Origin of the sequence: Oceanobacillus jeddahensis, assembly GCF_000750635.1 — a bacterium.
GTDB lineage: Bacteria > Bacillota > Bacilli > Bacillales > Amphibacillaceae > Oceanobacillus > Oceanobacillus jeddahense.
Genome location: NZ_CCDM010000004.1, coordinates 323,387 through 348,384, shown reverse-complemented (window position 1 = coordinate 348,384; position 24,998 = coordinate 323,387). Strand labels below are relative to the sequence as shown.

Annotated in this window: 26 protein-coding genes and 1 pseudogene; 19 read left to right on the top strand and 8 right to left on the bottom strand. The window is 35.5% G+C overall.

Annotation, left to right across the window (positions count from 1 at the left end):
- Window positions 1-13: 13 nt before the first annotated feature.
- A complete protein-coding gene (locus tag BN986_RS18380; protein ID WP_040982827.1) occupies window positions 14-427 on the bottom strand; it encodes a PaaI family thioesterase in 414 nt (137 codons plus the stop codon).
- A 427-nt stretch (window positions 428-854) separates the two neighbouring features.
- Here BN986_RS18380 and BN986_RS18375 point away from each other — a divergent pair, with 427 nt between their 5' ends.
- From BN986_RS18375 to BN986_RS18290, 18 genes and pseudogenes are all read left to right on the top strand, one after another.
- Window positions 855-1,334 (top strand): NUDIX domain-containing protein, encoded by a 480-nt coding sequence (locus tag BN986_RS18375; protein WP_052400910.1) that lies wholly within the window; start codon window positions 855-857, stop codon window positions 1,332-1,334.
- A 32-nt stretch (window positions 1,335-1,366) separates the two neighbouring features.
- Window positions 1,367-1,846: an NUDIX hydrolase gene (locus tag BN986_RS18370; protein WP_040982825.1), complete on the top strand. Its 480-nt coding sequence runs from the start codon at window positions 1,367-1,369 to the stop codon at window positions 1,844-1,846.
- Between the two features lie 12 nt (window positions 1,847-1,858).
- Window positions 1,859-2,311, top strand: a complete 453-nt coding sequence (locus BN986_RS18365) for an NUDIX hydrolase (RefSeq protein WP_244445040.1) — start codon at window positions 1,859-1,861, stop codon at window positions 2,309-2,311.
- Between the two features lie 117 nt (window positions 2,312-2,428).
- The gene (locus tag BN986_RS18360; RefSeq protein WP_040982823.1) at window positions 2,429-3,370 is read left to right on the top strand and encodes a phosphotransferase enzyme family protein; all 942 of its coding nucleotides are present in this window, start codon (window positions 2,429-2,431) and stop codon (window positions 3,368-3,370) included.
- A gap of 81 nt (window positions 3,371-3,451) precedes the next feature.
- A pseudogene (locus BN986_RS18355) lies at window positions 3,452-3,985 on the top strand (ClbS/DfsB family four-helix bundle protein).
- 218 nt (window positions 3,986-4,203) lie between these two features.
- Window positions 4,204-4,512 (top strand): hypothetical protein, encoded by a 309-nt coding sequence (locus tag BN986_RS18350; protein WP_040982821.1) that lies wholly within the window; start codon window positions 4,204-4,206, stop codon window positions 4,510-4,512.
- Window positions 4,513-4,522: 10 nt separating this feature from the next.
- Window positions 4,523-5,470: a LacI family DNA-binding transcriptional regulator gene (locus tag BN986_RS18345; RefSeq protein ID WP_040982819.1), complete on the top strand. Its 948-nt coding sequence runs from the start codon at window positions 4,523-4,525 to the stop codon at window positions 5,468-5,470.
- A 42-nt stretch (window positions 5,471-5,512) separates the two neighbouring features.
- Window positions 5,513-6,133: an HAD family hydrolase gene (locus BN986_RS18340; protein WP_040982817.1), complete on the top strand. Its 621-nt coding sequence runs from the start codon at window positions 5,513-5,515 to the stop codon at window positions 6,131-6,133.
- 237 nt (window positions 6,134-6,370) lie between these two features.
- A complete protein-coding gene (locus BN986_RS18335; RefSeq protein ID WP_040982816.1) occupies window positions 6,371-7,129 on the top strand; it encodes a MerR family transcriptional regulator in 759 nt (252 codons plus the stop codon).
- Window positions 7,126-8,145: an acyl-CoA--6-aminopenicillanic acid acyltransferase gene (locus tag BN986_RS18330; protein WP_040982814.1), complete on the top strand. Its 1,020-nt coding sequence runs from the start codon at window positions 7,126-7,128 to the stop codon at window positions 8,143-8,145. Before BN986_RS18335 ends, BN986_RS18330 begins: the two co-directional genes overlap by 4 nt.
- Before the next feature lie 168 nt (window positions 8,146-8,313).
- Window positions 8,314-9,804: an MDR family MFS transporter gene (locus tag BN986_RS18325; RefSeq protein ID WP_276325035.1), complete on the top strand. Its 1,491-nt coding sequence runs from the start codon at window positions 8,314-8,316 to the stop codon at window positions 9,802-9,804.
- Between the two features lie 393 nt (window positions 9,805-10,197).
- Complete coding sequence (locus BN986_RS18320; protein WP_040982812.1) at window positions 10,198-11,121, top strand: ABC transporter ATP-binding protein; 924 nt, start codon at window positions 10,198-10,200, stop codon at window positions 11,119-11,121.
- 44 nt (window positions 11,122-11,165) lie between these two features.
- Entirely contained in the window at window positions 11,166-11,870 is a 705-nt protein-coding gene (locus BN986_RS18315; protein WP_040982810.1) for an ABC transporter permease, read from the top strand.
- A gap of 52 nt (window positions 11,871-11,922) precedes the next feature.
- Window positions 11,923-12,720, top strand: a complete 798-nt coding sequence (locus BN986_RS18310) for a DUF4097 family beta strand repeat-containing protein (RefSeq protein WP_040982808.1) — start codon at window positions 11,923-11,925, stop codon at window positions 12,718-12,720.
- A 101-nt stretch (window positions 12,721-12,821) separates the two neighbouring features.
- Window positions 12,822-13,535, top strand: coding sequence for a response regulator transcription factor (locus tag BN986_RS18305; protein WP_040982806.1), 714 nt, complete (start codon window positions 12,822-12,824; stop codon window positions 13,533-13,535).
- Between the two features lies 1 nt (window position 13,536).
- Entirely contained in the window at window positions 13,537-14,472 is a 936-nt protein-coding gene (locus tag BN986_RS18300) for a sensor histidine kinase (protein ID WP_040982804.1), read from the top strand.
- 33 nt (window positions 14,473-14,505) lie between these two features.
- Entirely contained in the window at window positions 14,506-15,810 is a 1,305-nt protein-coding gene (locus BN986_RS18295) for a serine hydrolase domain-containing protein (protein WP_040982802.1), read from the top strand.
- Between the two features lie 568 nt (window positions 15,811-16,378).
- Complete coding sequence (locus BN986_RS18290; protein WP_040982800.1) at window positions 16,379-17,386, top strand: ketoacyl-ACP synthase III; 1,008 nt, start codon at window positions 16,379-16,381, stop codon at window positions 17,384-17,386.
- Between the two features lie 141 nt (window positions 17,387-17,527).
- Here the strand turns inward: BN986_RS18290 and BN986_RS18285 are convergent, their stop codons facing one another.
- The 4 genes from BN986_RS18285 to BN986_RS18270 form a co-directional block, all read right to left on the bottom strand.
- Window positions 17,528-18,247, bottom strand: coding sequence for an ABC transporter permease (locus BN986_RS18285; RefSeq protein WP_040982798.1), 720 nt, complete (start codon window positions 18,245-18,247; stop codon window positions 17,528-17,530).
- Window positions 18,240-19,160, bottom strand: a complete 921-nt coding sequence (locus BN986_RS18280; RefSeq protein WP_187378587.1) for an ABC transporter ATP-binding protein — start codon at window positions 19,158-19,160, stop codon at window positions 18,240-18,242. Before BN986_RS18280 ends, BN986_RS18285 begins: the two co-directional genes overlap by 8 nt.
- Before the next feature lie 85 nt (window positions 19,161-19,245).
- On the bottom strand, window positions 19,246-20,277 hold the full coding sequence (locus BN986_RS18275) for a sensor histidine kinase (protein ID WP_040982794.1): 1,032 nt from the start codon (window positions 20,275-20,277) through the stop codon (window positions 19,246-19,248).
- Window positions 20,267-20,980, bottom strand: coding sequence for a response regulator transcription factor (locus BN986_RS18270; RefSeq protein WP_040982792.1), 714 nt, complete (start codon window positions 20,978-20,980; stop codon window positions 20,267-20,269). Before BN986_RS18270 ends, BN986_RS18275 begins: the two co-directional genes overlap by 11 nt.
- A 342-nt stretch (window positions 20,981-21,322) precedes the next feature.
- Here BN986_RS18270 and BN986_RS27435 point away from each other — a divergent pair, with 342 nt between their 5' ends.
- The gene (locus BN986_RS27435; RefSeq protein ID WP_052400908.1) at window positions 21,323-22,447 is read left to right on the top strand and encodes a hypothetical protein; all 1,125 of its coding nucleotides are present in this window, start codon (window positions 21,323-21,325) and stop codon (window positions 22,445-22,447) included.
- 299 nt (window positions 22,448-22,746) lie between these two features.
- Here BN986_RS27435 and BN986_RS18255 read toward each other — a convergent pair whose 3' ends face one another.
- From BN986_RS18255 to BN986_RS18245, 3 genes are all read right to left on the bottom strand, one after another.
- Complete coding sequence (locus tag BN986_RS18255; protein ID WP_040982790.1) at window positions 22,747-23,358, bottom strand: HAAS signaling domain-containing protein; 612 nt, start codon at window positions 23,356-23,358, stop codon at window positions 22,747-22,749.
- 1 nt (window position 23,359) lies between these two features.
- On the bottom strand, window positions 23,360-23,692 hold the full coding sequence (locus BN986_RS18250) for a PadR family transcriptional regulator (protein WP_040982788.1): 333 nt from the start codon (window positions 23,690-23,692) through the stop codon (window positions 23,360-23,362).
- 681 nt (window positions 23,693-24,373) lie between these two features.
- Window positions 24,374-24,823 carry a hypothetical protein gene (locus BN986_RS18245; protein ID WP_040982786.1) on the bottom strand — a complete coding sequence of 150 codons (450 nt, stop codon included), beginning with the start codon at window positions 24,821-24,823 and terminating at the stop codon, window positions 24,374-24,376.
- Between the last annotated feature and the right edge of the window lie 175 nt (window positions 24,824-24,998).

Here is a 24,998-nt window from a genome sequence, read left to right as displayed (position 1 = left end):
GCTGGTTCCTCCTTTATGATTGATTTGTACTATAAAGCCCTCTGCCGACAGCTATTTTTTTTCCATCTTCGTTTGTAACCACAATGTCTGCAGTACTGACGGATCTTCCTAATTTAACAATAGTTGCTTCCGCATATAAGTTTTCTTTTTTAGCAGCCCTCAAGTAATTGATATGAAGATCAAGTGTTGGGGCTGGTATATTTAAGACTTGAAAAAGTACAAAATATCCAGCGACATCAATAATACTTGCCAGAATACCGCCATGAATATAATCTACTTTATCTCCAGCTATAAATGAGTCTTTAAATGAAAGCTTAAGGGTAAGCGATTCATCTGTTGTATCAGCTAATTCAAGACCTAAAAAACGATGGAAAGGAGAATTTGTTATTGAATTACTTATCTCTTCTCGACTTAAAACTCTTTCCACAATATCTTCCTCCTTTCGTTATGTATTCTTGTACACCTATCTTACTTAATAGTTTGTCAGATCAATAATTGTTTGAATTAGTATAAAAATACTTTGATTCTAAATTGACTGATTACTTGGATTATACAATAATACAAGAAATCCAATTGGTCAAGTGGGGTTTTAAGCGGAATATGGAGAATCACCTAAAATGAAGCTATAAGCCTAGAGATATTTTATATTTATAGAAAAGAAGACTGATGTATAAGAGAGAAAAAGTAAGGAGTTTAACAGAAGTTGCTAAATGATTGGAAACTAGTGAGAATAGAGAAAGGGCTTTCATTATAGGGTCTATCCAATTAGAAATGCTATTTATTATTGGATACAATAATAAATAACATGAAAGTGGACGAATATTTCAAATATAATAAATGTTAGGTGGAATGGGGTGAAAGACTTCAATCATTTTAAATTATATCGAATCGTGTCCTCAATTATATTAGAAAATGAAAAAGTTCTTTTAGTACAGAATAAAGATGCTTATGTGAATTATATTTGGAGTCTGCCTGGTGGTCAGATAGAACAAGGAGAAACCATTGAAAAAGCGCTATCCAGAGAGGTTCGGGAAGAAACAGGGTTAAACGTCACACATTTTGAAATAGCTTATATTCATGAAAGTTTTATCAAGGAGCATGCTGCCCATAGTTTCGTGACAGTTTGCAATGTATCAGTTAAGAAAGGAGAAGTTCTTAAAATAAACGATCCAGATGGTGAAATTACAGACGTTAAATGGGTTCCTATTAGAGAAATCGAGAACTATATAAAAAATCCGGCTGTAGTCAACCCACTGTTAGAATGGTTGAAAGATAGGTATACCTGTTTTTATCGATTAGATAAGAATTTAGTTTGGGACGATAGGAATAAATGAAAAAATGGTTATAGCAGATAGGGAGGAAAATAATGATTCATACAAATGTTAGGGCTTTTATTATAAGGGAAACTGAACAAGGAGAAGAAATACTAGTTCAGCGTCGGGTCAGAGCAAATGAACACAGCACTCCAATAGAACTGCCCGGTGGAAGACTGGAGCAGTTCGAGACTTTGCTGGATTGCTTAGAAAGAGAGATAAAAGAGGAAACAGGTCTTAAGCTGAAAGAAGTAATAGATCCAACTGATAGAGTAGAAACGGCTACAGATGAAGGATTCACCGTCGAATGTATGGCTCCTTATGCAGTATACCAGACTATAGAAGGGCCAGTAGATTCATTTGGAGTATATTTTAAATGTAAAGCTGCTGGGGAGCTTCTCAATAAAGGTGATGATACAGATAATATAACATGGATAAACATTGACGAGTTAGCTATTTTATTGAAAGAAGATCAATTAAGCTTTGTTGATAAGGCAGGTGTTCAATTTTTTCTTAATCAAAAGCAGCGATGAATACAATCGTAAATGGAAGAGCGGATTAAAATGTATAATCAGACATTATGCTTTATTCAAAGAAACGATGAATTGCTTATGTTAAACAGAGAGTATAAGCCGACACAAGGGCTATGGAACGGCGTGGGCGGCAAGATGGAAGAGAAGGAAACTGCTCTGGAATGCGTCATTCATGAAGTAAAAGAAGAAACAGATATTGATATTAGCGGATACGCCATTCTTGATAAAGGAATAATTACCTGGAACGTGGATAATGCTGCTTTTAACGACGGGATGCATGTGTTTTTAGTTCATATGGGGGAAGATTTTCATTATAAAACTCCCCGGAAAACGGATGAAGGTATTTTAGATTGGAAGAAGATTACCTGGTTGCTGGAAGCTAAAAACTATGGATCCGGGGAAATGATACGTCATTATTTGCCGTATGTTTTAAATGATGAAAAAAATATAACCACTTCTGTGTGATTAAAAATGCTCAATTAACGAATTTTGTGCTGGAGGAATTAGTTGCTGAAAAATAGAAGGCAATTTTCTTCTATTTTAGAATCAAGTTATTTTTAAAGAAAGGAGGGAAAAGGGAAGGTGGATCCAATATTGTTAGAGCAAATAAAATCATTGTACTCAGGAATAATAAAGTCTCCTGAATTATTGGGAGGCTTCGATAATAATGTATTTCTCTTCCGGGATCAGAATATGGTTATAAAAATACTGGATACTGAAGTATATAAGAAAACCAATTTATTAAATGAACAAGAAATAATCAATATCATGCTTCAAAACGGAATAAAAACTCCTGGACTTATACCTTCAAAAAGCGGTGAGTTCATAGAATTGATTAAAGGGGAAGAGAAGAGTTTCTATGTAATGGCGTATTCTTACGTTGATGGAAAGGTATTGACTCCAGATTTAAAAAATAAACATTTCATTAAGGTATGGGGAAAACAGCTTGGCAAGATGCATGAAATAACCAAGTTAAATAATCACGAAATGAGGCAGAATTATTTAGAGTGGGATCACGATATTCAGGCGTCAGATTTTGCTAAAGGTCAAGGGAGGGTGATTGAAGAGAAGTGGGAAAAATATATGGAGCAGTTTTCCAATCTTTCAAAGGACAAAAATAACTATGGTATCGTACACCATGATTTACATAATGAAAATATGATAATTGCTGATAAAGCTATGTATGTTTTAGATTTTGGCGATGTGCGAAAAAGCTGGTATGTATATGATGCTGTTATTCCAGTGTTTCATTTTATGGAAAACAATAGACACCGAAGCAGCTTAGAACAGCATCAAATCTATCACAAATTTACAACTTTATTTTTTGAAGGTTATTCCGAAGAAACGGTATTATCTGAGGATCAAATGAATCTAATTCCATCTTTTTTGGATTATAGACTATTATATTCATTTTTATTTTTTGTGAATACCTTTAAAGGCAGAAAAATAAGTCCGGGAGTTAGAAAGCATTTGGAAAAGATGCAATCACGAATTGCTAATAATGTTCCTTTTATTCCTGTATGATGGGGATAGATTGATTATAAATGATATTCAAAAAGTCCAATCGTTATCAACACTGGAGGGAAAAGGTTCCTTTAATTTCATATGGGAGGGCGGTATGACATGCAGGGGTACGAAAACAAACAAGCTCTGATTAATGAGATTAGAAAGAGAGCAAATCTGTTTATCAGTGAATTTGATTCGGTGAATTCTGCGGATAAAGATGTTTCTGTAGAAGAAGTAGACAGAACACCGGCTCAGATGATTGTCTAACAACTGGGATGGGTGAATTTAATTTTATCCTGGCAGCAGGATAACCAAGATGGCAAAGAAGTTATGACGCCAACACCTGATTATAAATGGAATAATCTTGGCTGCCTGTATCAAAGCTTCTATGATAAATATGCTGATGTTTCGCTTGGAATACTAATTGAGTTATTTCATCGAGATGTTGACCGGATCATTCAATTAGTAGAGAGCTATGACGATAAAGAACTATTTGAACAAGGTGGAAGACAATGGGCAATGACAACCCCTTCCAGCTGGCCAATCTGGAAATGGATTCATATTAATACAGTTGCCCCCTTTAAGTCATTTCGGACAAAAATTAGAAAGTGGAAAAAGGTTCGTGGAAAATAGTTTATACTTATGGGGTACATTAAAATATGTTGAATAGGCGATAAACACCTCTAAAGTTAGATTGAATTCAGAACTTAGAGGTGTTTTTGATGCAAAAAAACGATTGTAATTAATTTTATGTACTTTTAAAGAATAGTAACTTTCCCTCTTGACCTGAAATCCATTTCATACATTACATTAAAAATAACTAGAGATCAAACGAGGGGAAGGGGAAGAAAATGACTAAAAAAATAAAGCTGGAACCGGATGAAAAGATAGCTTCTTGTTTAGAAGGATTATTTGAAACGTTTGACGGGGTCCAAAACATTTATTTCGGTGATTTAATTTTAACGAATAAACGATTATATCTCATTAGTAATAAATTAATAAATGTGGAGAAATCATTTTGGTTTTCAGAAGAAAGGGTTGAAATAGCACCATTGTCTTCAGCTTTTATTGTTGGAACGTATCGTATTAAGATAAAATGGATATACAAGGGAGATTTTTTCTCGTTTTACCCGCTTCTTTCAAAATTTTCGTACCTATAGGAGTTTAGTTATGGCAAATATTAAAGATATTGCAAAATTAGCAGGAGTCTCTGTCTCTACGGTTTCCAGAGTTCTTAACAATTACAAGTACGTCTCCAGTGAAAAGAGAGAGGCTGTTTTAAAAGTAATGGAGGAAATGAAATACGCCCCCAATAAAAATGCGGTTGATTTAATTCGTGGGGAAACAAGAACAATTGGAGTTATCCTTCCATATAACAATAACCCGGCATTTGATCAATTAGTAAATGGTATCCTGAATATAGCTCTGGAAAATGATTTTTTAATAACAATGCTTCCTTCTCAATATGATAAAGAAAAAGAATTGGCCTATTTGGAGAAATTAAAAAGTAAGCTATTTGACGGTATCATTATTACATCAAGAGCGAATGATTGGGAGACGATTGTCCCTTATACCGATTTTGGATCAATTATATCTTGTGAGTACGCACCGCATTATGAAATTGGCTGCTCTTACACAGAACGATATGCTTCTTTCCTGGATGCCTTTCAATTACTTAAAAATAAGGGACATCTTGCGGTTGCTTTTACAACAGCCCGGATGGAAAGCAATAGTACGAAGAAAATCATCAATGCGTATCATGAAATTTTTGGTGATATTCCATCCGGTTATCATATTTCAAATTGTCAATGTTTAGAAGATGGATATGAAGCGGCACATCAGTTTTTACAATTATCGGAAAGACCGACGGCAATTTATGCAAATGGCGATGAAGTAGCCAGCGGAATATATTTGCAAGCAAAAGCTGAACAATTGCGTGTTCCAGGTGATTTAGCGATTATCGGTCAGGAAAATCAGCCTGTTGGTATTGGTTTGAGATTGACGACGGTAGACCACCAGCTTACCAAAATCGGTGAACAGGCTTGCAGTTTAATGATAAAGAAATCGAACGAAAAAATAGAAACACCTTATCGTATTATCGAAAGAGATTCGGTTTGAAATACGATTATCATAAAAACGGATATTTAGGAGGAATTGTACATGTTTACCACAGCTATTTTTGACGTAGATGGAACCATATTAGACACCGAGGAACCAATATTACATGCGCTGCAGAAAACGCTGAAGGAAGAGCTGGGTCTGGAGTATAAGAAAGAAGCGTTATTTTTTAGTTTGGGTATACCCGGGAGAGAGACTTTAAACAGATTACAAATACAAGATGTTGAAAGCATACAAGCTGCTTGGGAAGAAAATATACTTTCTTTCGTTAAGGATATAAAGGTATTTGAACAAATGGATGTAGTTATGAAGCAATTGGCAAACAAAAACATTAAGATGGGAATCGTCACCTCCAAAACAAATGAGCAAATGATAAATGAATTTGAACCATATGGTTTGAATGACTATTTTTCTGAGATTATCACAGCATCGCATACAGAAAAACATAAGCCGCACCCTGATCCATTGTTAGCTTGCATCAATCAGTTAGCTGTGGAAAAAGAAAAAGCTATCTACATTGGAGATTCGATCTATGATTTGCAATGTGCCAAAAGTGCAGGAGTAGCGTTTGCGCTTGCATTATGGGGGAGTAAAACGCAAAAAGGGTTTGAAGAAGCGGATTATGTATTAGAACAGCCGAGTGATTTCGTAAAGTTATTTTAACTGGATGAGGAATGAGCTTTTTGAAACAGAAAATGATTCCGTTTAAAAAACATTGAACGCAAAATAAAAGATCTTATTAAGAAAAACACTGGGATATAGTAGATTCAGTGTTTTTTGCTGTTTTTAGATTTTATGAAGTTGATGTACTGAATTATTCTATTCAAAATGCCTTGACATTCAAGTTACTTTAAGGTTTATCCTTATACTTAAGAAAGGTGACGGGAGGAGAACATCTTGATGACGATACAGGCATTTTCGATGAAGACAGGTATTCCTAAAAGTACCCTACGCTTTTATGAAGAAAAAGGTCTTTTGAAATCAGCGAGGCAGGAGGATAGTAACTATCGCATGTATTCGGAAGATCAAATTTCGCTTGCTAAAATGATTGCAAGCCTGCGGACAGCAAAGGTTCCGATTCATGATATTCAACTTTACTTAAAAGCAGATAAAGATAAGCAGAAGCGAATGAAGGAGAAATGGATTCAAACGATAAAAGAAAATCAGAAGCAGCTGGAAGTCAGTCTCCGTTATTTAGAAAGTGATTCTGATGAAGCGGAGATTTATATGTTTGAAAAACCTGCTGAGAAAGTGATTTGGTTTGAAGCAGAATCTACTGCCGGACAATTTAGCAAGGAATTTATTTTTAGGCGTAAACAGATAGAACAGGTTCAAATTCCGATTAAAAACACGTATTTGCGATATATATCCGGAACGAAGAAACAAGTAAAAGCAGAAATTGGCTTTGGTATTTCAAAAAAAATAGGCACAATACCTATTCCGGAAGCTTTTTCGGAAACAATGAGGAAATGCTTCTGTATTGGTCTTACTTTTAATGGGGATTTTTCTAAAATTGAAGCCGCATATCGTAAATTAATGCAATATTGTATGGTTAACAACTGGACTCCTGCTGGATCTATCCTGGAATGGTATCGTGGGGGACAGATGGATGCAGCAGATATCATTATACCTGTTACACATATAGGAGGAAATCAATGAATCTGAGAAGAAAGCTGCAGGCAGAAATCGTTGAACTGACAGGGAATGCGTATGAAATGGGGATGAAACAGGGTGTTGCCCTGAAATTAAATATAAACTGGAAGCATCTAATAGAAATACAGGTGAATAAAGATATGACAGAAGCGAAGAAACAACTAGAGCGAGTGTCACCAATACTCAGGGAAGAGATAGAGGGGCTGGCAGTTGGAATGGAAGTCGATATAAATACTGCCATGCAGCTGTTTGGAGGATATGATATACAGATGCCTTCTATGGGTTGTACAACATTCGCAGGCAATTCTTTTTATGTGCGAAATTATGATTTCAATGATAAATTATATGACGCCAGATTAGTTCTATCCAAACCGGATCAAGGGTATGCCAGCATCGGATTCAGTCAGCACATTACAGGAAGGCTGGACGGCATGAATGAGAAGGGGCTTGTTATTGGTCTGCATTTGGTAAATGAAGCGGCTGCTCAAAAAGGTTTTTTGGCAACAATGATTTGTCGACTGGTTTTGGAACAATGCGCCGACACAAATGAAGCTGTATCGTTCATTAAACAAATTCCTCATCAGTATTGTTTTAACTTTTCCATTATGGATAAAGAGGGAAATAATGCTATTGTGGAGGCAGCACCTGAACAACAGATTGTTCATAAAAACTCCAAGCTTATTTGCACGAATCATTTTGAATCGGAGCAATTAAAGAAGAAAAATAGAGTGTTCATTAATCGGTCCTTGGATCGCAAAAACTATTTGGCAACACTAGAAAAAGAAGATTTAACTCTGATTTCTGCGTATCATATTTTTAACAATGAAGACTCGCCATTATTTTTCAAGGATTACGAAGAATATTTTGGGACTTTGCATACAGTGATGTATTGCCCAAAAGACTTGCATGTAGTGGTTGGAGTTGGTGGAAATTGTGAACCTTACGAACTATCATTTAGTGAATGGCTTTCAGGAAAAGAAGAACTACCTCATCTTTTAGAAGGAGAGATAACAATCAGTTAATACTCAAATCGAATTTGAAAATAAGTATACTCTGACGTCTGAGATGTACGTTTTAAAAGTCTAAAAACAAAAAGGCTGCCTATTTTTGAGGAAGATAGGTCTTTTTGTTTTATCTGGAAAATGTGACGAAAAGCACAATCATCGACAAAATCAAATCATTCATGTAACATGATCACTATTGTAATTTGTTATATGAAGGAGGGTGTTCATAAGAAAGTGCAATCATTTAATAAAACACCCATCATTATTGTACTTCTTACAGGTGGGTTCATTTCCATTTTAAACCAGACAACAATGATTACAGCGATCCCGCCAATCATGGAAGAAATGAATGTGACTGCTAATACCGGGCAGTGGCTGACAACTGTTTTTATGCTCGTCAATGGCGTGATGATACCTGTCACCGCGTTTTTAATGGAGCGATTCACAACAAGACAGTTATTCATTACTGCGATGACGGTGTTTGCTGTCGGGACAGCATTTTCTGCCATGGCTCCGAACTTTGGTATGTTACTCTTAGGAAGAACCATTCAATCTAGTGGAGCGGGCGTGATCATGCCGCTAATGCAAACCGTATTTTTATTACTTTTTCCTGTCAGAAACCGCGGGGTAGCAATGGGGCTGGTAGGTCTTGTGATTTCCTTTGCTCCAGCGATTGGCCCGGCTTTGTCAGGATGGGTTATTACTACATTTTCTTGGCGTGCTATATTTTTAATTATACTGCCTATTGCAATTATCGTTATTTTGGTTGCTGCTAAAGTGATGAAAAACGTTACGGAATTGACATATCCGAAATTGGATATGCTATCCATTATTTTATCTACTTTTGGTTTTGGCGGATTTTTATATGGATTTACAAGCGCGGGCAACAATGGATGGGGAAGTATCATCACGATCACTACACTGCTTGTTGGCGCAGTATCCTTAGCATGCTTCATTATCAGGCAATTACGTATGAAGAAACCTATGCTGGAATTCAGGGTATTTAAAAATCCGATCTTCACCTTATCAACGATTATACCCATGATCGCATTTATGGGACTGATTGGTGCAGAGACATTAATTCCGCTTTATATGCAAAACGCACGAGGGTTTACAGCAATGGAAGCAGGAATTGCGCTTCTCCCTGGTGCTTTAGTGAATGGGATGATGTCCCCGATTACGGGTCGTATATTTGATCGTTTCGGTGCAAGGTGGTTAGCGGTTACTGGGCTTATCATTATTACCGTTTCCACTTTTGCCCTAGCCAATTTGGGACCTTCGACATCGATGGTGATGATCATGATTTTGTACGCCATTCGGATGTTCGGTCTATCGATGGTCATGATGCCTGTAACAACTGCAGGTTTAAATCAGCTCCCTAGAGAGTTGATTTCACATGGTACAGCGGTGACGAATACGATGCGCCAGGTTTCCGCATCCATTGGAACGGCTATCGTTATTACGGTAATGACGACAACGGAAACTTCTGCGGAACTTAATCCGGATATAGCCTATCCAATGATTCATGGTGTCAATGTAGCCTTTATGGTCATTACAGTACTTTCACTTATCGGGGTTGTGCTCAGCTTTTTTATTAAGAATGGCAATTCCCCTGCTGAAGAGGAAAGTCACAGGCAGCGTGATGGAGAAAAACGTGAAGTTCAGGAATCTAGCTAAATATATATCAAGCTAGAATGAAAAACGGCTTGTACAGAAGGGATTTGAATCTGCACAAATATGTGTATCTGCTTCTTTTCTTTGCTTTTTAACAGCAGGTTTATGGTTGGGAATTTAAAGTTTGCTGTTGGTACTATCAAGGAGTCTGCTTATTGATTTAAAGTGGGCAAAATAAAATTTGGAACAGCGTCAAGGATATCCTTGACGCTGTTTTAGAGTAAATCGATTTTTAATTTCCTATAAAATCCATTTAAACGAATACGTTAGGGCCAGGCCTACGAATTCGAATGCAATATTTTAAAAGATAAAAAGAACTTAATAAAAAAGTAAGATTTAAGTAAGAGAAAAGTTAATTCAGTTCCATAGTATAAGAGGGGAAGGAGGAGAAGAGCAATGTCATACATAATAAAAACAAATCAACTCAGTAAAACATTTAAAGGGGAAGAAGTTGTTTCTAATGTGAATATGCACGTGAAACAAGGAGAGATTTACGGCTTCCTGGGACCAAATGGTTCTGGAAAAACAACGACGATGAAAATGATAACGAACTTAATCAAACCAACAAGTGGAGAGGTTGAATTATTTGGTGAAAAAATAACAGAAACTTCATTCGAATTCTTAAAACGGATGGGAAATATTATTGAATATCCGATTTTTTATGATCATTTAACTGCGAAAGAAAATCTATATTATCATTGTGAATACATGGGATACTATGATAAAGAGTCGATAGATCGTGCGTTGGAACTGGTGAAATTAACAAATATTGAGAAGAAAAAAGTAAAAGAATTATCACTGGGAATGAAACAGAGACTAGGGATTGCCAGAGCTATTTCTACTAAACCGGAATTGTTAATTTTGGACGAACCGATTAATGGTTTGGACCCGATTGGTATTAAAGAATTAAGAGATCTTTTTAAAGTGCTCAGCCGCGAATACGGAATGACGTTATTGATTTCTAGCCATATTCTGGCGGAAATGGAGCAAATGTCAGATACAATCGGTATGATACAAAGTGGTAAGCTAATTAAGGAAGTATCGATGAAAGATATAAACGGGAAACAAACGGCTTATATTGAGGTGAAAGTTCAAGACGCCAAAAAAGCAATGTTCGTGATAGAACAGCATTTAGGAATACATAATTTTAAAATGATTGGAGAACAAACAATTCGCATTTACGATCCTGCTTTAACGCAGCAAGATCTCTCTAAAAAGCTTGTGATGAATGATGTTGGCATTGAAAGTATAAATAAAAGACATAGTTCACTGGAAGAATACTTTTTGAGCTCCATGAACGGAGAAGAAGTACATTTATAACTTTTATAGAGGACCAACATTATGATAATAACGGAGGAAGTATTATGTTGAAATTGATGAAATTGGAATTTACAAAACACCATATATCGCAATATATCAAAGGAGCACTGATTTGGACATTTATTATTTTTATATCCGTAGCTCTGATGGCTTGGGGATCCAGGAATGAGGTAGAACCAATGTTTCCTGATTATCCTGCTTTTATGTCTTTGGCAAATATATTTATTAAAGTGGTGTTTATCACTTTTTCTGCAGTGGTTTTATCCCGTTTAGTTATTGATGAATATAAAAATAAAACCATTTTATTATTATTTGCGTATCCACTACAACGAAAAAAATTGATTCAAGCAAAATTGTTAATTGTACTTTTATTTTGTTTTCTGAGTATTATTATTTCAACACTGATTATTAATTTACTCGTTTATTGGATTAGTCCCCATTTATTTTTATTTGAAGAGCCTGTTCAAGCAGGAGAAATGCTTGCTACAGCACCATCCGTATTAATTCAGGCACTGATGGCAGCAGGTGTGAGCTTGATTCCCTTGTTTTTTGGTATGCGAAAGAAATCAACTGCTACAACGATTACTTGGGCGGTAATCATTGGTGTGCTCATTAATGCGACGGTTTCGGATGGTGGAAGTCAAGTAAGCTTAAGTGAAATTATTATTATCCCAGGGATTCTTTGCCTATTTGGCCTTTTTATTGGTTATTTGTCCTTCCGTAAAATTAACAAACTAGATGTTGTGTAGATCTGAGAATATGTATCTTTTACAGGTAAGTAATTTACAAGGAGGATAACCGATGAAAAAGATCGTTTTGTTTATATGTACTATCTGTTTATGTTTTACTGCAGCTTGCAGTGAAAATTTTGAAATGGACCAATCCTACTCAACAGACAACGTGAAAAGGATTAAAGTATACAATGATTCGTGGGATGTGATATTTAAGAAAAGTGATTCCAATGAAGTAACTGTTTCTATGGAAGGGAAACAAGACGAAGATAATGATCCTGTTACTGTCCAACAGGATGAAGCGACGTTAATTGTAAAACAAGAGAGTCAAACAGAAGGTAGTTTTATGGGAGGATTTACGTTTGGCAAAAATGGTACGATCACGATTCATGTTCCCGAATCGGCAATAAATGATATGGAATTAATCAATAAAAGTGGTAATATAGAAATAAATGAAATCTCTATGCTTGATATCCAGATTCAAAATGGTTCAGGGGATGGAAAAATAGAAAATGTGACTGCTGATACAGGGGAATTTAGTACGGATGCTGGTATGTTAAGTATGGTGGATAGCTCTTTTCAAGATTTAAATATTACTTCTAATGATGGGGAAGTCATTATGAAAGAGATAGAAGAAGGGAATAGTCTATCTATTGATACAGATGCTGGAGACATCAGCGTTTCTTATAAAAACAAGCCAATTTCCTTAACAGTGATGGCCGAGAGTGATTCTTCAGATGTTACTTTAAACTTAGAGGGTCTACAGACAGAGGAAGATACTGAAAAAATGAAAAAAGGTATGATTGGTGAAGGGGAAAATAGGATGGATTTAACTAGTAATCAAGGTGTTATTCATATAACGGATTAACGAATAAAAATGGAAAGAATGAGTTCAGTGTATACTGTAGCTCATTCTTTTCAATGATTCAGATACATAAACGGTTGATGGTTTAAAGGAGGGGATTACGATTGCGTCATAAAATATTAGTGGTGGAAGATGATTCATTTATAAGTAATATGATTGATGAAGGTTTGACGAAGGAAGGTTTTACAGTTACTGCTGCTTTTGATGGGGAAGAAGCGCTGGAAAAGTTGAGCCAGCATAGCTATGATGTGATATTGCTAGATTGGATGCTTCCGAAAATAGATGGCATTGAATGTTTAAAAGCCATTCGCTCTAAAAGTATGGTTCCTATTCTTATGTTGTCTGCTAAAGGGGAAGATGTCGATAAAGCGCTTGGGCTTGGATTTGGGGCAGATGATTATATTTCAAAGCCGTTTTCCATGCTGGAATTGATCGCCCGTATTAAAGCAATGCTGCGAAGAGAGCAGCATTATATGGACACAAGTGCACCTAAAGAAGTGGAGAAGAATAAGAATGATATCGTTGCGCTGGGAGAATTACGAATTGATATGGATAATTTTTCAGTAAAAAAGAGAGGAAAAGAATTAAATCTTACCGCGAAGGAATTCAATATTTTAAAAGTCTTTATTACTCATCCTTCCCGTGTTTATACGAAAGCACAGCTTTATCAAGCGATTTGGCACGATGCTTATCAAGGCGATGAGAATGTGATTAATGTACATATGCGAAGGTTAAGAGAAAAAATCGAGGATGATCCATCGCAGCCGGTATACATCAAAACACTTTGGGGAATCGGTTATAAGCTGGGAGAGCTGTAATATGATTTATTTGGTGCTAATTTTATTTATCTTTTCCGCAAGTGTGAACGTGTATTTTTTTAGGTTACATAGAAATAAGCAAAAAGAAATGATCTATATAAGAGATAAACTCCGCTCCATTATAGATATAGAGACTCGTGAAAGAATATTGCTTCAGACGGATGATAAGTATATCCAATCCTTGTTAGTACAAATTAATCGTCTTATAGATGAGAACCAGAAAACGATTGCAAATTATAAAAATATAGAACATTCGATGCGGAAAATGCTATCCAATATTTCACATGATTTAAAAACGCCACTAACCGTTATTTTAGGATACACAGAGATGATCCATTATGATAAAAATCTAGCAGAAGACAAGCGAGAGCAATTTTTACAGACCATTCATTTAAAAACAGAAGAGGTGCTGGTGCTGATCAACCGTTTTTTTGACCTTGTTAAGCTGGAGTCAGGAGATAAAAAAATAAGCTGTTCCAGAATAGAGCTATGTGAGTTAAGTAGAAAGATAATATTGGAGTATAACGAAATCCTGATCCATAAAGCATTCGATGTGTCCATTGATATACCCGATGAAGCGGTTTATGTCTGGGGAAATGAAGAAGCGCTGGAAAGTGTTCTGCATAATTTAATTTCAAATGCGATTCAATATGGTGCTGATGGGAAAATGCTAAGGTTCCGAATTCGTGTTACGGAAAATACAGTGTATGTGGAGGTAACAGATAAAGGAAAAGGGATTAGTGAATTACATAGAGATCGTGTCTTTGAACGTATGTATACATTGGAAGATTCAAGGAACAACCAATATCAGGGAAGTGGGTTGGGATTAACGATTACGAAGCGGTTCATAGAGCAGATGGAAGGGACGATTTCGTTAGACAGTGTGCCCTTTGAAAACACAACGTTTACGGTGGGATTGAAGCGAATTCGGTTTTAAATTAGATTTGGTTAAGGAATGAGGGAGAATTAAATGAGAGTAGAAGAGCGGATAGATAGATGGATAGAAAGGTATGAAGAAAATGAGTATCTAAATGGTTCTATTCTAATAGCTTCTAACGGAAATATTCTTATAAACAAAGGTTTTGGTATGGCAAATTGGGAGCATTCTGTACTTAATCAACCTACAACTAAATTTCGTATCGGCTCACTTACGAAAGCTTTTACATCCATGGGGATATTTCAATTACATGAAGAAGGGAAGTTGAGTATAGATGATTGTATAGAGAAGTACCTTCCTGATTTTCCAGGAGGTGAAAAAATTACTATCTATCAATGTTTAACAAATACGACAGGAATACCCAATTACACAAGTTCCCCTAATTTTTGGTCTAAAACAATGAGACTTCCGATGAGTTTAAATCAATTGATTGATTCATTCAAGCATCTTGAATTAAACTTCGAGCCAGGGACAAAATTTGAATATTCAAGCTCGGGATACACATTATTGACAGCAATTTTAGAGAAAGTTTCAGGTATGTCATTTGCAGAGTACATACAAGCAAAAATATGTCTTCCTTTAGGTATGAATAATACAGGCTGTGATGACGGAATAGAAATAGTGGCAGGCTTAGCTTCAGGCTATTCATTCTGGGAAAAACCAATTCATGCAGCACACGCAGATTTATCATTTCCATTAGGAGCCTATGGTTTATATTCTACAACAGAGGATTTATATCTTTGGGATCAGGCATTAAAATCGTCTAAGCTCCTTAGCGAAGAACTAATGGAAAAACTGTTTACTCCCAATTTTGGTTCATATGCATCAGGGTGGGTGGTATCGAAAATACTGGACAGAAAATGTATGCATCATTTTGGAGATATCAGTGGTTTTTGCAGTAATTTTTTCAGATTCGTAGATGAACAAATTACGATAATCTTTCTAAGCAATATGAACGTGACACCCGTAACACATTTAATGCAAGAGATGGCAAAGGTAATTTTAGATGAACATGTATCTCTGCCCCTTTCTATTCAACCAATCAACTTTACAAAAACAGAACTTATTACCGGGAAGTATATTATTGAAAATGATGAGAATAAAATGTTAGATGTCACTATAAAAAATGGTGAAGTCTATTTAACAGTTCCTAAAATGTACGGGGTTTTATATAAATTTAAACTTTTGCCAGTCAGTCATAATGCATTAAAAATAACTTATTTAACAGAAATGGTTAATGAGCAACTTATATTCCATTATTCATCGTCAGGAAAGGTAGGAAGAGTAGAGTATAAAGATTTTAATGACAATAACTATATAGCTTATAAGGATGTATAGATTCTAAATATTATTCGAAATTCTGGTCTTTACTATAATAAATGGTTACAGATTTTAGTAGTTAGAAAAAGATTTTAACAAGGAGAATAAGCAAATAGATAAAAGAAAGTAATGGGATAGGGTTTTTAAACGCAGGCATTCACTTTATTTAATCAAAATACAAAATTGAAAAAGTCATATTATCAGTGGCAACTTGAAAGAGCGATAAGGTGAAACCTCATTCAGCAAGAATTTTTCAAAGAGTAAATGTTTCCGAGGGAGCGGGGAACCGGGACGCCGCTAACTTATTCTGTTTCCCTTATTTCTCCATTGAATTAGCCTGAGTGATTCAGGGGGTTAGTATCCGTAAATCTCCCGCCTAAATAAATTTATTTTCACTTTTTAAGTTAAGACGGAAATTTTACAGGCGATTCTCCAGAATAAAATTTTTATAGAAGTTATATTTTTTATGAAATTAATATTAAAATATGAGCAAAACAAATGTATTTTCGAAAGCAGTCAGTTATTTTTTATGCTATAATTAGCACCAAGTAATAACACTAACTTCTAATCATATAGGAGGGATTTGATGATAGGAGCAAGGATGACTGCAATTGGCAGCTATGTACCAGAGAAAAAATTAACCAATTTTGATTTGGAAGAAATGGTTGAAACAACGAATGAGTGGATTGTTCAGCGAACAGGAATTCATGAACGCCGAATAACGCGTTCTGATGAATTTACGAGTGATCTATGTGTAGCTGCTGTGGAAGATTTAATACAGAGATATCATAAAACAGTGGAAGATGTCGATATGATTATTGTCGCAACAAGCACACCGGATTTTCCTTATCCGTCCGTTGCGAGCATTATACAGAACCGGCTGAAGATCAAGCAAGCAGGCGCAGTTGATTTAGGTGCAGCATGTGCAGGATTTGTATATGGATTGCATATGGCGAACAGTTTAATTCGTTCAGGACTTCATAAAAAGATACTTGTGATTGGGGCAGAAACCCTTTCAAAGGTAACGGATTATACGGATAGAAGCACCTGTATTTTATTCGGTGATGCTGCCAGTGCAGTGTTGGTAGAAGAACAAGAAGAGTCTGCAGATTTTATTGGATTTCATGTTGGCAGTGATGGAAGCGGCGCACAGCATGTCTACCAGACGAGCTTAGCCAACAAGGTGAATGACGTAGAGCTGATTGATACACAATACCTTGTTCAAAATGGAAGAGAAGTCTTTAAATGGGTAGTAAGAAGAGTCCCGAATAGTATCAGACAGCTATTAGAGAAAACAGAAACCAGCATGGACGAAGTGGATTGGTTTATCCCGCATAGTGCCAATTTAAGATTGATCGAACCGATTTGTGAAAAAATAGGACATCCAATCGAAAAAACACTTTATAGTCTTGAAAAATTTGGAAATACTTCTGCAGCAACCATTCCTTTGGCACTGGATCTTGGAATTCGGGAAGGAAAAGTCCAAAATGGTGACAAGGTGCTGATGTACGGATTTGGTTCTGGTTTAGTGCACGCAGGACAGCTGTTAAAGATAAATTTTGATGAGCAAATAAATACACCTGCACCGTTGTAAATAAAAGATTTATTTGAAAGAGGAGGGTTTTCGTCATGAAGCTGAGTGCGAAAATACTCCCCTTTTTTAATATGGTACAGATGAAAAATGGTTAACTTCTAAATTCGTTATTCGAAAATCATGATCAATCAATCACTACTATTAATGAATATCCGCCTTTTTGAAGTAAACAATCATTGTAATAAAACTTACAAGCGCCGTAGCTGCAATAATAATATACGAATATTCCGGTGGATAAGTTGGAGGAAGTGTATGATTGGAAATATCTCCTGCCGCTGCCCATGGAAATAACCCTCGATGCTCTGAATTCCCTGCCATAACATTCACCAGCGTGATCACCACCGTAAAAATAATGGTTGGTACATAATTCCTTGTTACCAATGTTACCAGAATAATGGGGGAGGAAAGGATAAATAATAATATTCCTCCTGTAGTAAATTGTATCAACGAATCTAGCAATAAGGAGCTAGTTAAACCATCAAACTGTGTTAATAATCCCAAAGATAACGTCAGCGCCCAGGCTATGATCGATAACATCATAATCCACATAAACAATAGTAGCGTTTTACTGATAATAAAACCTATTCGTGATACTGGAATTGTTAATAAATTTTTCAATGTATTTTCCGTATATTCCCGGTTGAAAAGGTATGTTGTCACCACGCCATATAAAGGAACTCCTATGATAAGAACCGTATACAGATTGACGTTATAAAAAAGATCACCAAAAGGAGTAGACGGTTCGTTGATAAATGTAGCAATAACTACCACAAAAGGGGCGACAGCTGCTCCAAGTAAACTTATAAGAAACATGCTGGAGCGCTTGAGCTTTAAAAATTCTGTGAATAATAAATTAGCCAATTGCTCCACCTCCGACTAACTTTGTAAAGTAATCTTCCAGATTGTCCTCACTTATGTTTATTTTTAATACTTCAATATTATTTTCAACAAAAACTTTGTTAAGCTTGCCTTGGTTCCCAAGATGTGAATATACACGAATATTTCCTTTATCATGAACTTCGTAATCCATAATCCCAAACTGGCTTTCCAAAAGCATAGCTGCTTTATTATCATTTGAAACTTGAAACTCTATATATTTACGATTTCGTTTCCTAAGACTTTCAAAAGCGACTTCTTCTAAGAGCTTTCCTTCATGAATAATTCCCATATGGTCTGCCAGTTGTTCCATTTCCGATAATATATGACTGGAGACAAAAATGGTTATATTTCTTTCTTTAGCCAGTGATTGAATAAGGTTTCGCATTTCCTTAATTCCGATTGGGTCTAAACCGTTAGTAGGCTCGTCTAAAATTAACAATTCTGGATAATGAAGCAGTGCTCTGGCAATGCCTAATCGCTGCTTCATTCCTAAAGAATATTTGCCGACAAGTTTTTTGGTTTCATGATGCAAATCAACAATTTCTAAAGCTTCGTCGATTGCATTTTTCTTATGAACACCAATGATTTTTGCGTTAATTAAAAGGTTTTCTCTTGCCGTAAGATTCTCATAAAATCCCGGGACTTCCACCATCGATCCGATTCTTCTTAGAACTCCTTTTTGATTCTTAAATAGGTTCTCACCAAATAGTTCAATGTCGCCGGAAGTTGGTTTGATCAGCCCTAACAACATTCGAATCGTCGTTGTTTTGCCAGCGCCATTTCGACCGAGAAAACCGTAAATCTCACCCTGATTGACCGTTATATTCAGATGATCTACCGATTTTTGCTGTCCATAAACTTTGGTTAAATTTGTGGTTTTAATGATTTCACTTATTTTAAACACCTGCTTTCAATGAAGTTTATGGTTACATTATAGAGGGTAGATTTTAAAACGGACTTAACGATTTCTTAATTGTTTCTTAATTAAAAATTGATGAATTGTTTTTAGGAATGGAAAAGCCAAAAACGGTTCTTTCCCATGGGATACTTTCAACCCAAATCTTACCGTGATGTTTTTCTACTAAAGCTTTCGCAATAGATAGGCCGAGACCGCTTCCACCATATCGATGGTTTCTGGACTGGTCTCCGCGGTACATTTTTTCAAATACATGGATCACGTCCTCTTCAGCAATTCCAGGTCCTTGATCCCATATTAGAAGTTGATAATCAGTTTGGGTCTCTGTAAGTTCTACACCTATTAATTTCCCTTCTCTACCATAATGTAAAGCGTTTCTAATTAAATTGTCTATGATTCGTTTCAGACTAAGCCGATCTGCTGTAACGATACACTTTTCTTCTGGAATAACCGTTTTTAAGTCCATATGCTCTTTTTTTAAATCAGGCAGGAATTCAATGAAGGATTCTCTCGTAATTTCCGCAAAATCCAACTGTTCTTCCTTTAATATGATTTCATCTGCATCGATTTTTGCCATATGGAAGAGTTCATCTAATAGTTGTTTTAGACCATTTGCTTTTTTAGATATAATTTCAATATATGCTTTCTTTTCTGCTTCTGAAGCAGCGACATCATCTTTTAGAGCGTCAACATAACCGATAATAGACGTTAGGGGCGTGCGGATATCATGAGAAATTCCTGAGAGGATCCCTTTTCTTGCTTTTTCTGATTTGATGGATTGAACTTGCACCTTTTCCAGCTGCTCTACTAACTCGTTGATAGAAAAAACAAATTCATTTAATTCCTTATCGTGATTAGTCAACAGCCTTGTTTTTACGTCTCCGTTAATAGCGCGCCTAATCTCAATATCCAATTGTTTTAATTGTGTAAGATAACGAAGTCTCCACATAAAAAAAGTAGTAGATAGGAGAATGAATATAACATATAAAGCCCACTTTGATATGTCTCCTGGATGGTTACCAATGTCTACTAAAAATATCCACGTCAAGAGGACAAATTGGAGTATAATCAGAAAAATAACCTTATCAATTTTCATTTGATTCACCAACAAATTTATAACCTATTCCCCAAACGGTTTGAATAAATTTAGGATTAGAGGGATCCGCTTCTATTTTCTTTCTGAGCTTTCGGATATGCACCATTACAGTATTATCATCTTCTATGTAGTTACTTCCCCAGACGTTATGAAATAATTGTGTTTTCGTAAAAACTTGTTCAGGATGGGAAGCCAAAAATTTAAGAAGTTCAAATTCTTTAGCTGTTAGCGGAATTTCTTTATCGGCAATGGTTAATGTATAATTTTTAAGGTTAATCGTCAGCCCTTTAAAGGTAATCAATGTCTTTTCAAGGAAACTATCTTCATTCTCCCTTATAAAAGATCTCCGTATCAGAGCTTTGACTCTGGCGATCACTTCATGGATACTGAATGGTTTCGTAATATAATCATCTGCACCAATTCCTAAACCTAAAAGTTTATCTACTTCCTGATCTTTCGCGGTAAGCATCATGATAGGGACAGTTGTCGTTGTTCTGAGTTTCCTACATACTTCTACTCCATCCAATTTAGGCATCATCAGATCTAAAATGACAAGATGATAAGTTTTGTTATGAAATAATTGAAGCGCTTCTTGTCCGTTTACGGCTAAATCTACTTGATATTGTTCTCTTTCTAAATATTTTTTTAGTAAGTCCCTAATTTCTTTTTCATCATCAGCGATCAGAATTGAAATGTTCTCCATGTGGTCACCTGCTTTTTTGAATTAAATAATAAATATTTCCAAATTCTATGTTTATTCTTTTTTACACTAGCACATAAGAAAGTGCGTGGCAATTGCTTCTAAACCGTTATCAAAAGTAACAGTGCTCCATAAGTCTTAAGACGTATATGGAAATTTCATTAACACAATGAAATGAAATAAAAAAGAAAGATGGCCATAGGAAGTAATGATAAAACAAAAAGGAAATTAGACATAGGAAGACTGTGAGAAATATTGTATTAATTTTAGGCGTTTATCTTCAGCGCGTTTAAGCAATAAAAAAGAAAGGAATTATATGATTAGAGATAAGGGAGGAAGATTCAGATGAAGAGAAATAAATATTTCTGCAGTATCGTTTCTATATTGTTATTTCTTCTTTTACTTACAGCATGCACAAACAATTCGAGTGATGAATCAGAAGAAGAAACGCCGGATAATGATTCTGCTTTAGAACCGGAAAATTCCGATAGAGATGAGGAGGAAGATATTGATTCAGATGACGCAGAGCAAGATGAAGCTGCTAATCAAAAGAAAGAAGATGACAATGAAGATGATAATACTTCTGAAAATACGGAAGAAAGTCAATCTGAAACTAAAGAAGACAGCATACTAGCTGGTTACTCAACTGAAGAAATAGAATATGCTCGTGTATGGTTACAGCTTGGGGAACTTCAATTAGATGAACTAAATGAACTTAATGTGCGGCATATCTCGGCAGGTGATCCTATAAATCCAGATGATGACCAAAGCGCTGAATACCCGGAAGATGTAATAGAATTACGAGGCGGCAGGTTAATAGATGGTATGGTAACTTACAGTAGTAATGGAGATGGCACAATCAATGTATATAATGTTCCAGCACGATGGGAAAACCATGCGGATGAGGAAGCGTTGCAAAATGAATATCAAAAAATTATAGATGAACAAGAAATGGTAGAAGTGGATAAAGGAAATTCGGAAGACATCAAGGAATTGATTGATGAAGCATTGATTATTCGTGATGAGGATACTTCTGACAATACAGAAGAAAGTGCTTCTGAAACGGAAGAAGACAGTATACTAAATGATTACACAGCCGAAGAAATAGAATACGCCCGTATATGGTTGCAGCTTAGTGAATTGGAAGAACCAGCAAATGAAAATTTATATTTGCGCCATATCTCTGCAGGGGAACCAATGAATGAAGGGCATGAGGAAAGTGCTGAATACCCGGAGGATGTTACTGTATTAGACGGTGGCAGACAGCCTGGTGTTATAACTTACAGCAGTAATGGGGATGGCACAATTAATGTATATAATATTCCTCCACGATGGGGAAATAATGCGGGCGAGGAAGCATTGCAGAACACATATCAAAAAATTCTGGAAGAAGTAGAACTGGTAGAGGTAGATACAGGCAATCCGGAAGATGTCAAAAAAGTAATTGATGCGTATTTGATTATGGAATAGGTGATTGTTTTTGTTAGAAGTAATGGTGTTATGTAGTTGCGTTAAGATTCCATATTTTAATCGCTATTATCAAAAAAAGAATGATTGGAAACATCTGTAGACAGAATAAATGGTCACTATTTGTCCTGTCATCAATGTGATAGAAGAGTAAAGTTGAATGTTACCTTGTAGTTTAATTTAGAAAGCATTGATTAAATGTAATACTTATAAATAATAAGAAAAAGAAATAAACCGTTATGAGAATATACCTGTAACGATTTATCTTTTCATTCACATAAACTTAGTATTCAAAAAATAATTCACAGATTTCGTGACCCTATCCTCATGATGACATAATAAACCACAAGTAATAGCCAGTAAATAAGCATATAATAGAGCGAGAACATAACGATTCCATCATTTTGATTGGCAGCTATCCAGAAAAAAAGCAGCGAGACAGGAAAAAATAAGGATAATAAAAAATAAGGTGCTGCTTTGATAAATTTGGAAATATGGTAATCTTTTCTTTTTATGAAAAATAACGTAATGATGCCACATAATAACATAGGGACTCCTAAAGAAATCCGGGCTAAGGACGATGAATCAAAGCGGGCATCAAGAATCGGTAAAACTAACATTGCAAGCCCCATCATTCCTAGATTCAGCAGGAAAAACGGGGCATTGGGGATTTTCCTCTGGTCTTTATAATCATACTCCTGTAAATAATCCTGAGAAAGGGAATAAGGTGTTTTAAACTCACGAAGCATTTTACTCGTTGCTTCGTTTTCATGATAGCCTTCTTTTTCCAGCTCCATTAATTTTTCATTTAAATGCATTTCAATTTCTTCAAGAATTGCTTCTTTTTCTTCTTTAGGAAGATCACTTAGATTTTTGGATAGTTCCTTTAAATAATCATGTATGGTGGCAGACAAGTTATTCAACTCCTTTAAAAGAATTTATTATTTCAGCTGAATCATTAAATACCTTCAAGCGGTTTTCCAAAACGTTTTTTCCTTCTTCGGTTAATGTATAATATTTTCTCCGGGGTCCATTTTCAGGAGCATCCCAATAAGAGTATGACCATTGATTTTTTTCTAATCTTTTCAGAATAGGATAGATAGCTCCATCAGCGAGGCTTAAATAAGTTGTATTTTTTAATGTAGCTGTTAATTCGTAACCATATAGCGGTTTTTGGTTAATTAACAACATAATAATTAACTCGATAACGCCTTTTTTAAATTGTAATTGCCATTTATCATTATCCATTCATGTCACCTCCTGCTTTAAGTATATATTATTCAACACTATATATCAATGATATATATAGTGGCATTGATATATAGTATTGATAGATATAATGAATCTAATAAATGGATAATTCGTAAAATTCATCTAAGCTTGTTATCTTTTGAATTAGAGATGCAGGTTGATGGGATATATTTTTCAGATTAAAAGATTACCAACATCATGGGTGAATCCTTTTCTGGTTAAATTTTCGGTGAATAAAGATGATATAGCTGGATAGCTGTAGTAAAAAATGATAAGAGGATCCAACAGTACAGGTGTATAATTAGGGGAAGGGAAAAAATACTAAATGTAAAGGATTTATGTACTCCCTCTGTCGTAGAAAAAGAAATGATAAAATTCTTTTATTTGCGATGGAGGGAGTAATTATGATGTTTAAAAGGGGAATTCAGCTCATTTTATCATGGAGAACCGCCCGTAAAACTCCCGCCACAAAATAAAGAGCGAAAATAAATTTATTTAGGCGGGAGATAACGGGGGCTAACTCCCTGAATCACTTAGGCTAATTCAGTGGGAGAATTAAGGAAGCAGACTAAGTTCGCGACGTCCTGTCGCAACGTCTGCACTAGCACATCCTGTGCGTCGAAAAACTCCCACTGAATGAAGTTTCGTTTTATTAAATGTACGAATTTATGTTTTTTGTTATTGTTTGAAAATAAATTCTTCTTTGTACTTACGGGAAGAATCGTCTTTATCGGACCAGGTTACAATAACTTTTAATTCCGTTGATTGAATAGACAGAGGAAAATTCTGGTGACTAAAAACTGGTTGTTCCTTATTCTTTTCAAATTCCAGATCATCGTTCACCGTAAATAATTCAAAATCATAGGAAGAACTTGGATCGTCTCTATAAGCTTCCACCCTGTCTAATTTAATGTCTTTATCACCGGTGTATTTAATATCCATACTAAAAATATTGTAAATATCGGGTTTTGTTTCAAAATCATTATTCTTAGGCGTATCAATATTTACTTCCCACTGATCAGATGCTTCTGATGATGGCAAGTTTTCAAGTGACGTTGCCATTCCGCTGGCGGGAAATACAAGAAATGATAAAATAGTGACCAACATAAATGCCTGCATCCATTTCATGCTTGTTCACCTCTTTTTTGTTAGTTTGTAATGAACCTGGTTTATTATACAAAGTAACCAGGTTATTTCACGCAGTAGTCAAAAAAGGCTTTGTAGACCAATGAAAAGCTTTTTCGTGATAATATAATGTTAAAATGGTTTAAAGAAAAGGATATAAAAAATATAGGATTAGAGA

Coding starts and splice junctions, on each gene's coding strand:
- BN986_RS18370 (WP_040982825.1), top strand. CDS start 1,367: ATGATTCATACAAATGTTAGGGCTTTTATTATAAGGGAAACTGAACAA.
- BN986_RS18365 (WP_244445040.1), top strand. CDS start 1,859: ATGGAAGAGCGGATTAAAATGTATAATCAGACATTATGCTTTATTCAA.
- BN986_RS18350 (WP_040982821.1), top strand. CDS start 4,204: ATGACTAAAAAAATAAAGCTGGAACCGGATGAAAAGATAGCTTCTTGT.
- BN986_RS18345 (WP_040982819.1), top strand. CDS start 4,523: ATGGCAAATATTAAAGATATTGCAAAATTAGCAGGAGTCTCTGTCTCT.
- BN986_RS18340 (WP_040982817.1), top strand. CDS start 5,513: ATGTTTACCACAGCTATTTTTGACGTAGATGGAACCATATTAGACACC.
- BN986_RS18335 (WP_040982816.1), top strand. CDS start 6,371: ATGACGATACAGGCATTTTCGATGAAGACAGGTATTCCTAAAAGTACC.
- BN986_RS18330 (WP_040982814.1), top strand. CDS start 7,126: ATGAATCTGAGAAGAAAGCTGCAGGCAGAAATCGTTGAACTGACAGGG.
- BN986_RS18325 (WP_276325035.1), top strand. CDS start 8,314: ATGATCACTATTGTAATTTGTTATATGAAGGAGGGTGTTCATAAGAAA.
- BN986_RS18320 (WP_040982812.1), top strand. CDS start 10,198: ATGTCATACATAATAAAAACAAATCAACTCAGTAAAACATTTAAAGGG.
- BN986_RS18315 (WP_040982810.1), top strand. CDS start 11,166: ATGTTGAAATTGATGAAATTGGAATTTACAAAACACCATATATCGCAA.
- BN986_RS18310 (WP_040982808.1), top strand. CDS start 11,923: ATGAAAAAGATCGTTTTGTTTATATGTACTATCTGTTTATGTTTTACT.
- BN986_RS18300 (WP_040982804.1), top strand. CDS start 13,537: ATGATTTATTTGGTGCTAATTTTATTTATCTTTTCCGCAAGTGTGAAC.
- BN986_RS18295 (WP_040982802.1), top strand. CDS start 14,506: ATGAGAGTAGAAGAGCGGATAGATAGATGGATAGAAAGGTATGAAGAA.
- BN986_RS18290 (WP_040982800.1), top strand. CDS start 16,379: ATGATAGGAGCAAGGATGACTGCAATTGGCAGCTATGTACCAGAGAAA.
- BN986_RS18275 (WP_040982794.1), bottom strand. CDS start 20,277: ATGAAAATTGATAAGGTTATTTTTCTGATTATACTCCAATTTGTCCTC.
- BN986_RS18270 (WP_040982792.1), bottom strand. CDS start 20,980: ATGGAGAACATTTCAATTCTGATCGCTGATGATGAAAAAGAAATTAGG.
- BN986_RS27435 (WP_052400908.1), top strand. CDS start 21,323: ATGAAGAGAAATAAATATTTCTGCAGTATCGTTTCTATATTGTTATTT.
- BN986_RS18250 (WP_040982788.1), bottom strand. CDS start 23,692: ATGGATAATGATAAATGGCAATTACAATTTAAAAAAGGCGTTATCGAG.
- BN986_RS18245 (WP_040982786.1), bottom strand. CDS start 24,823: ATGAAATGGATGCAGGCATTTATGTTGGTCACTATTTTATCATTTCTT.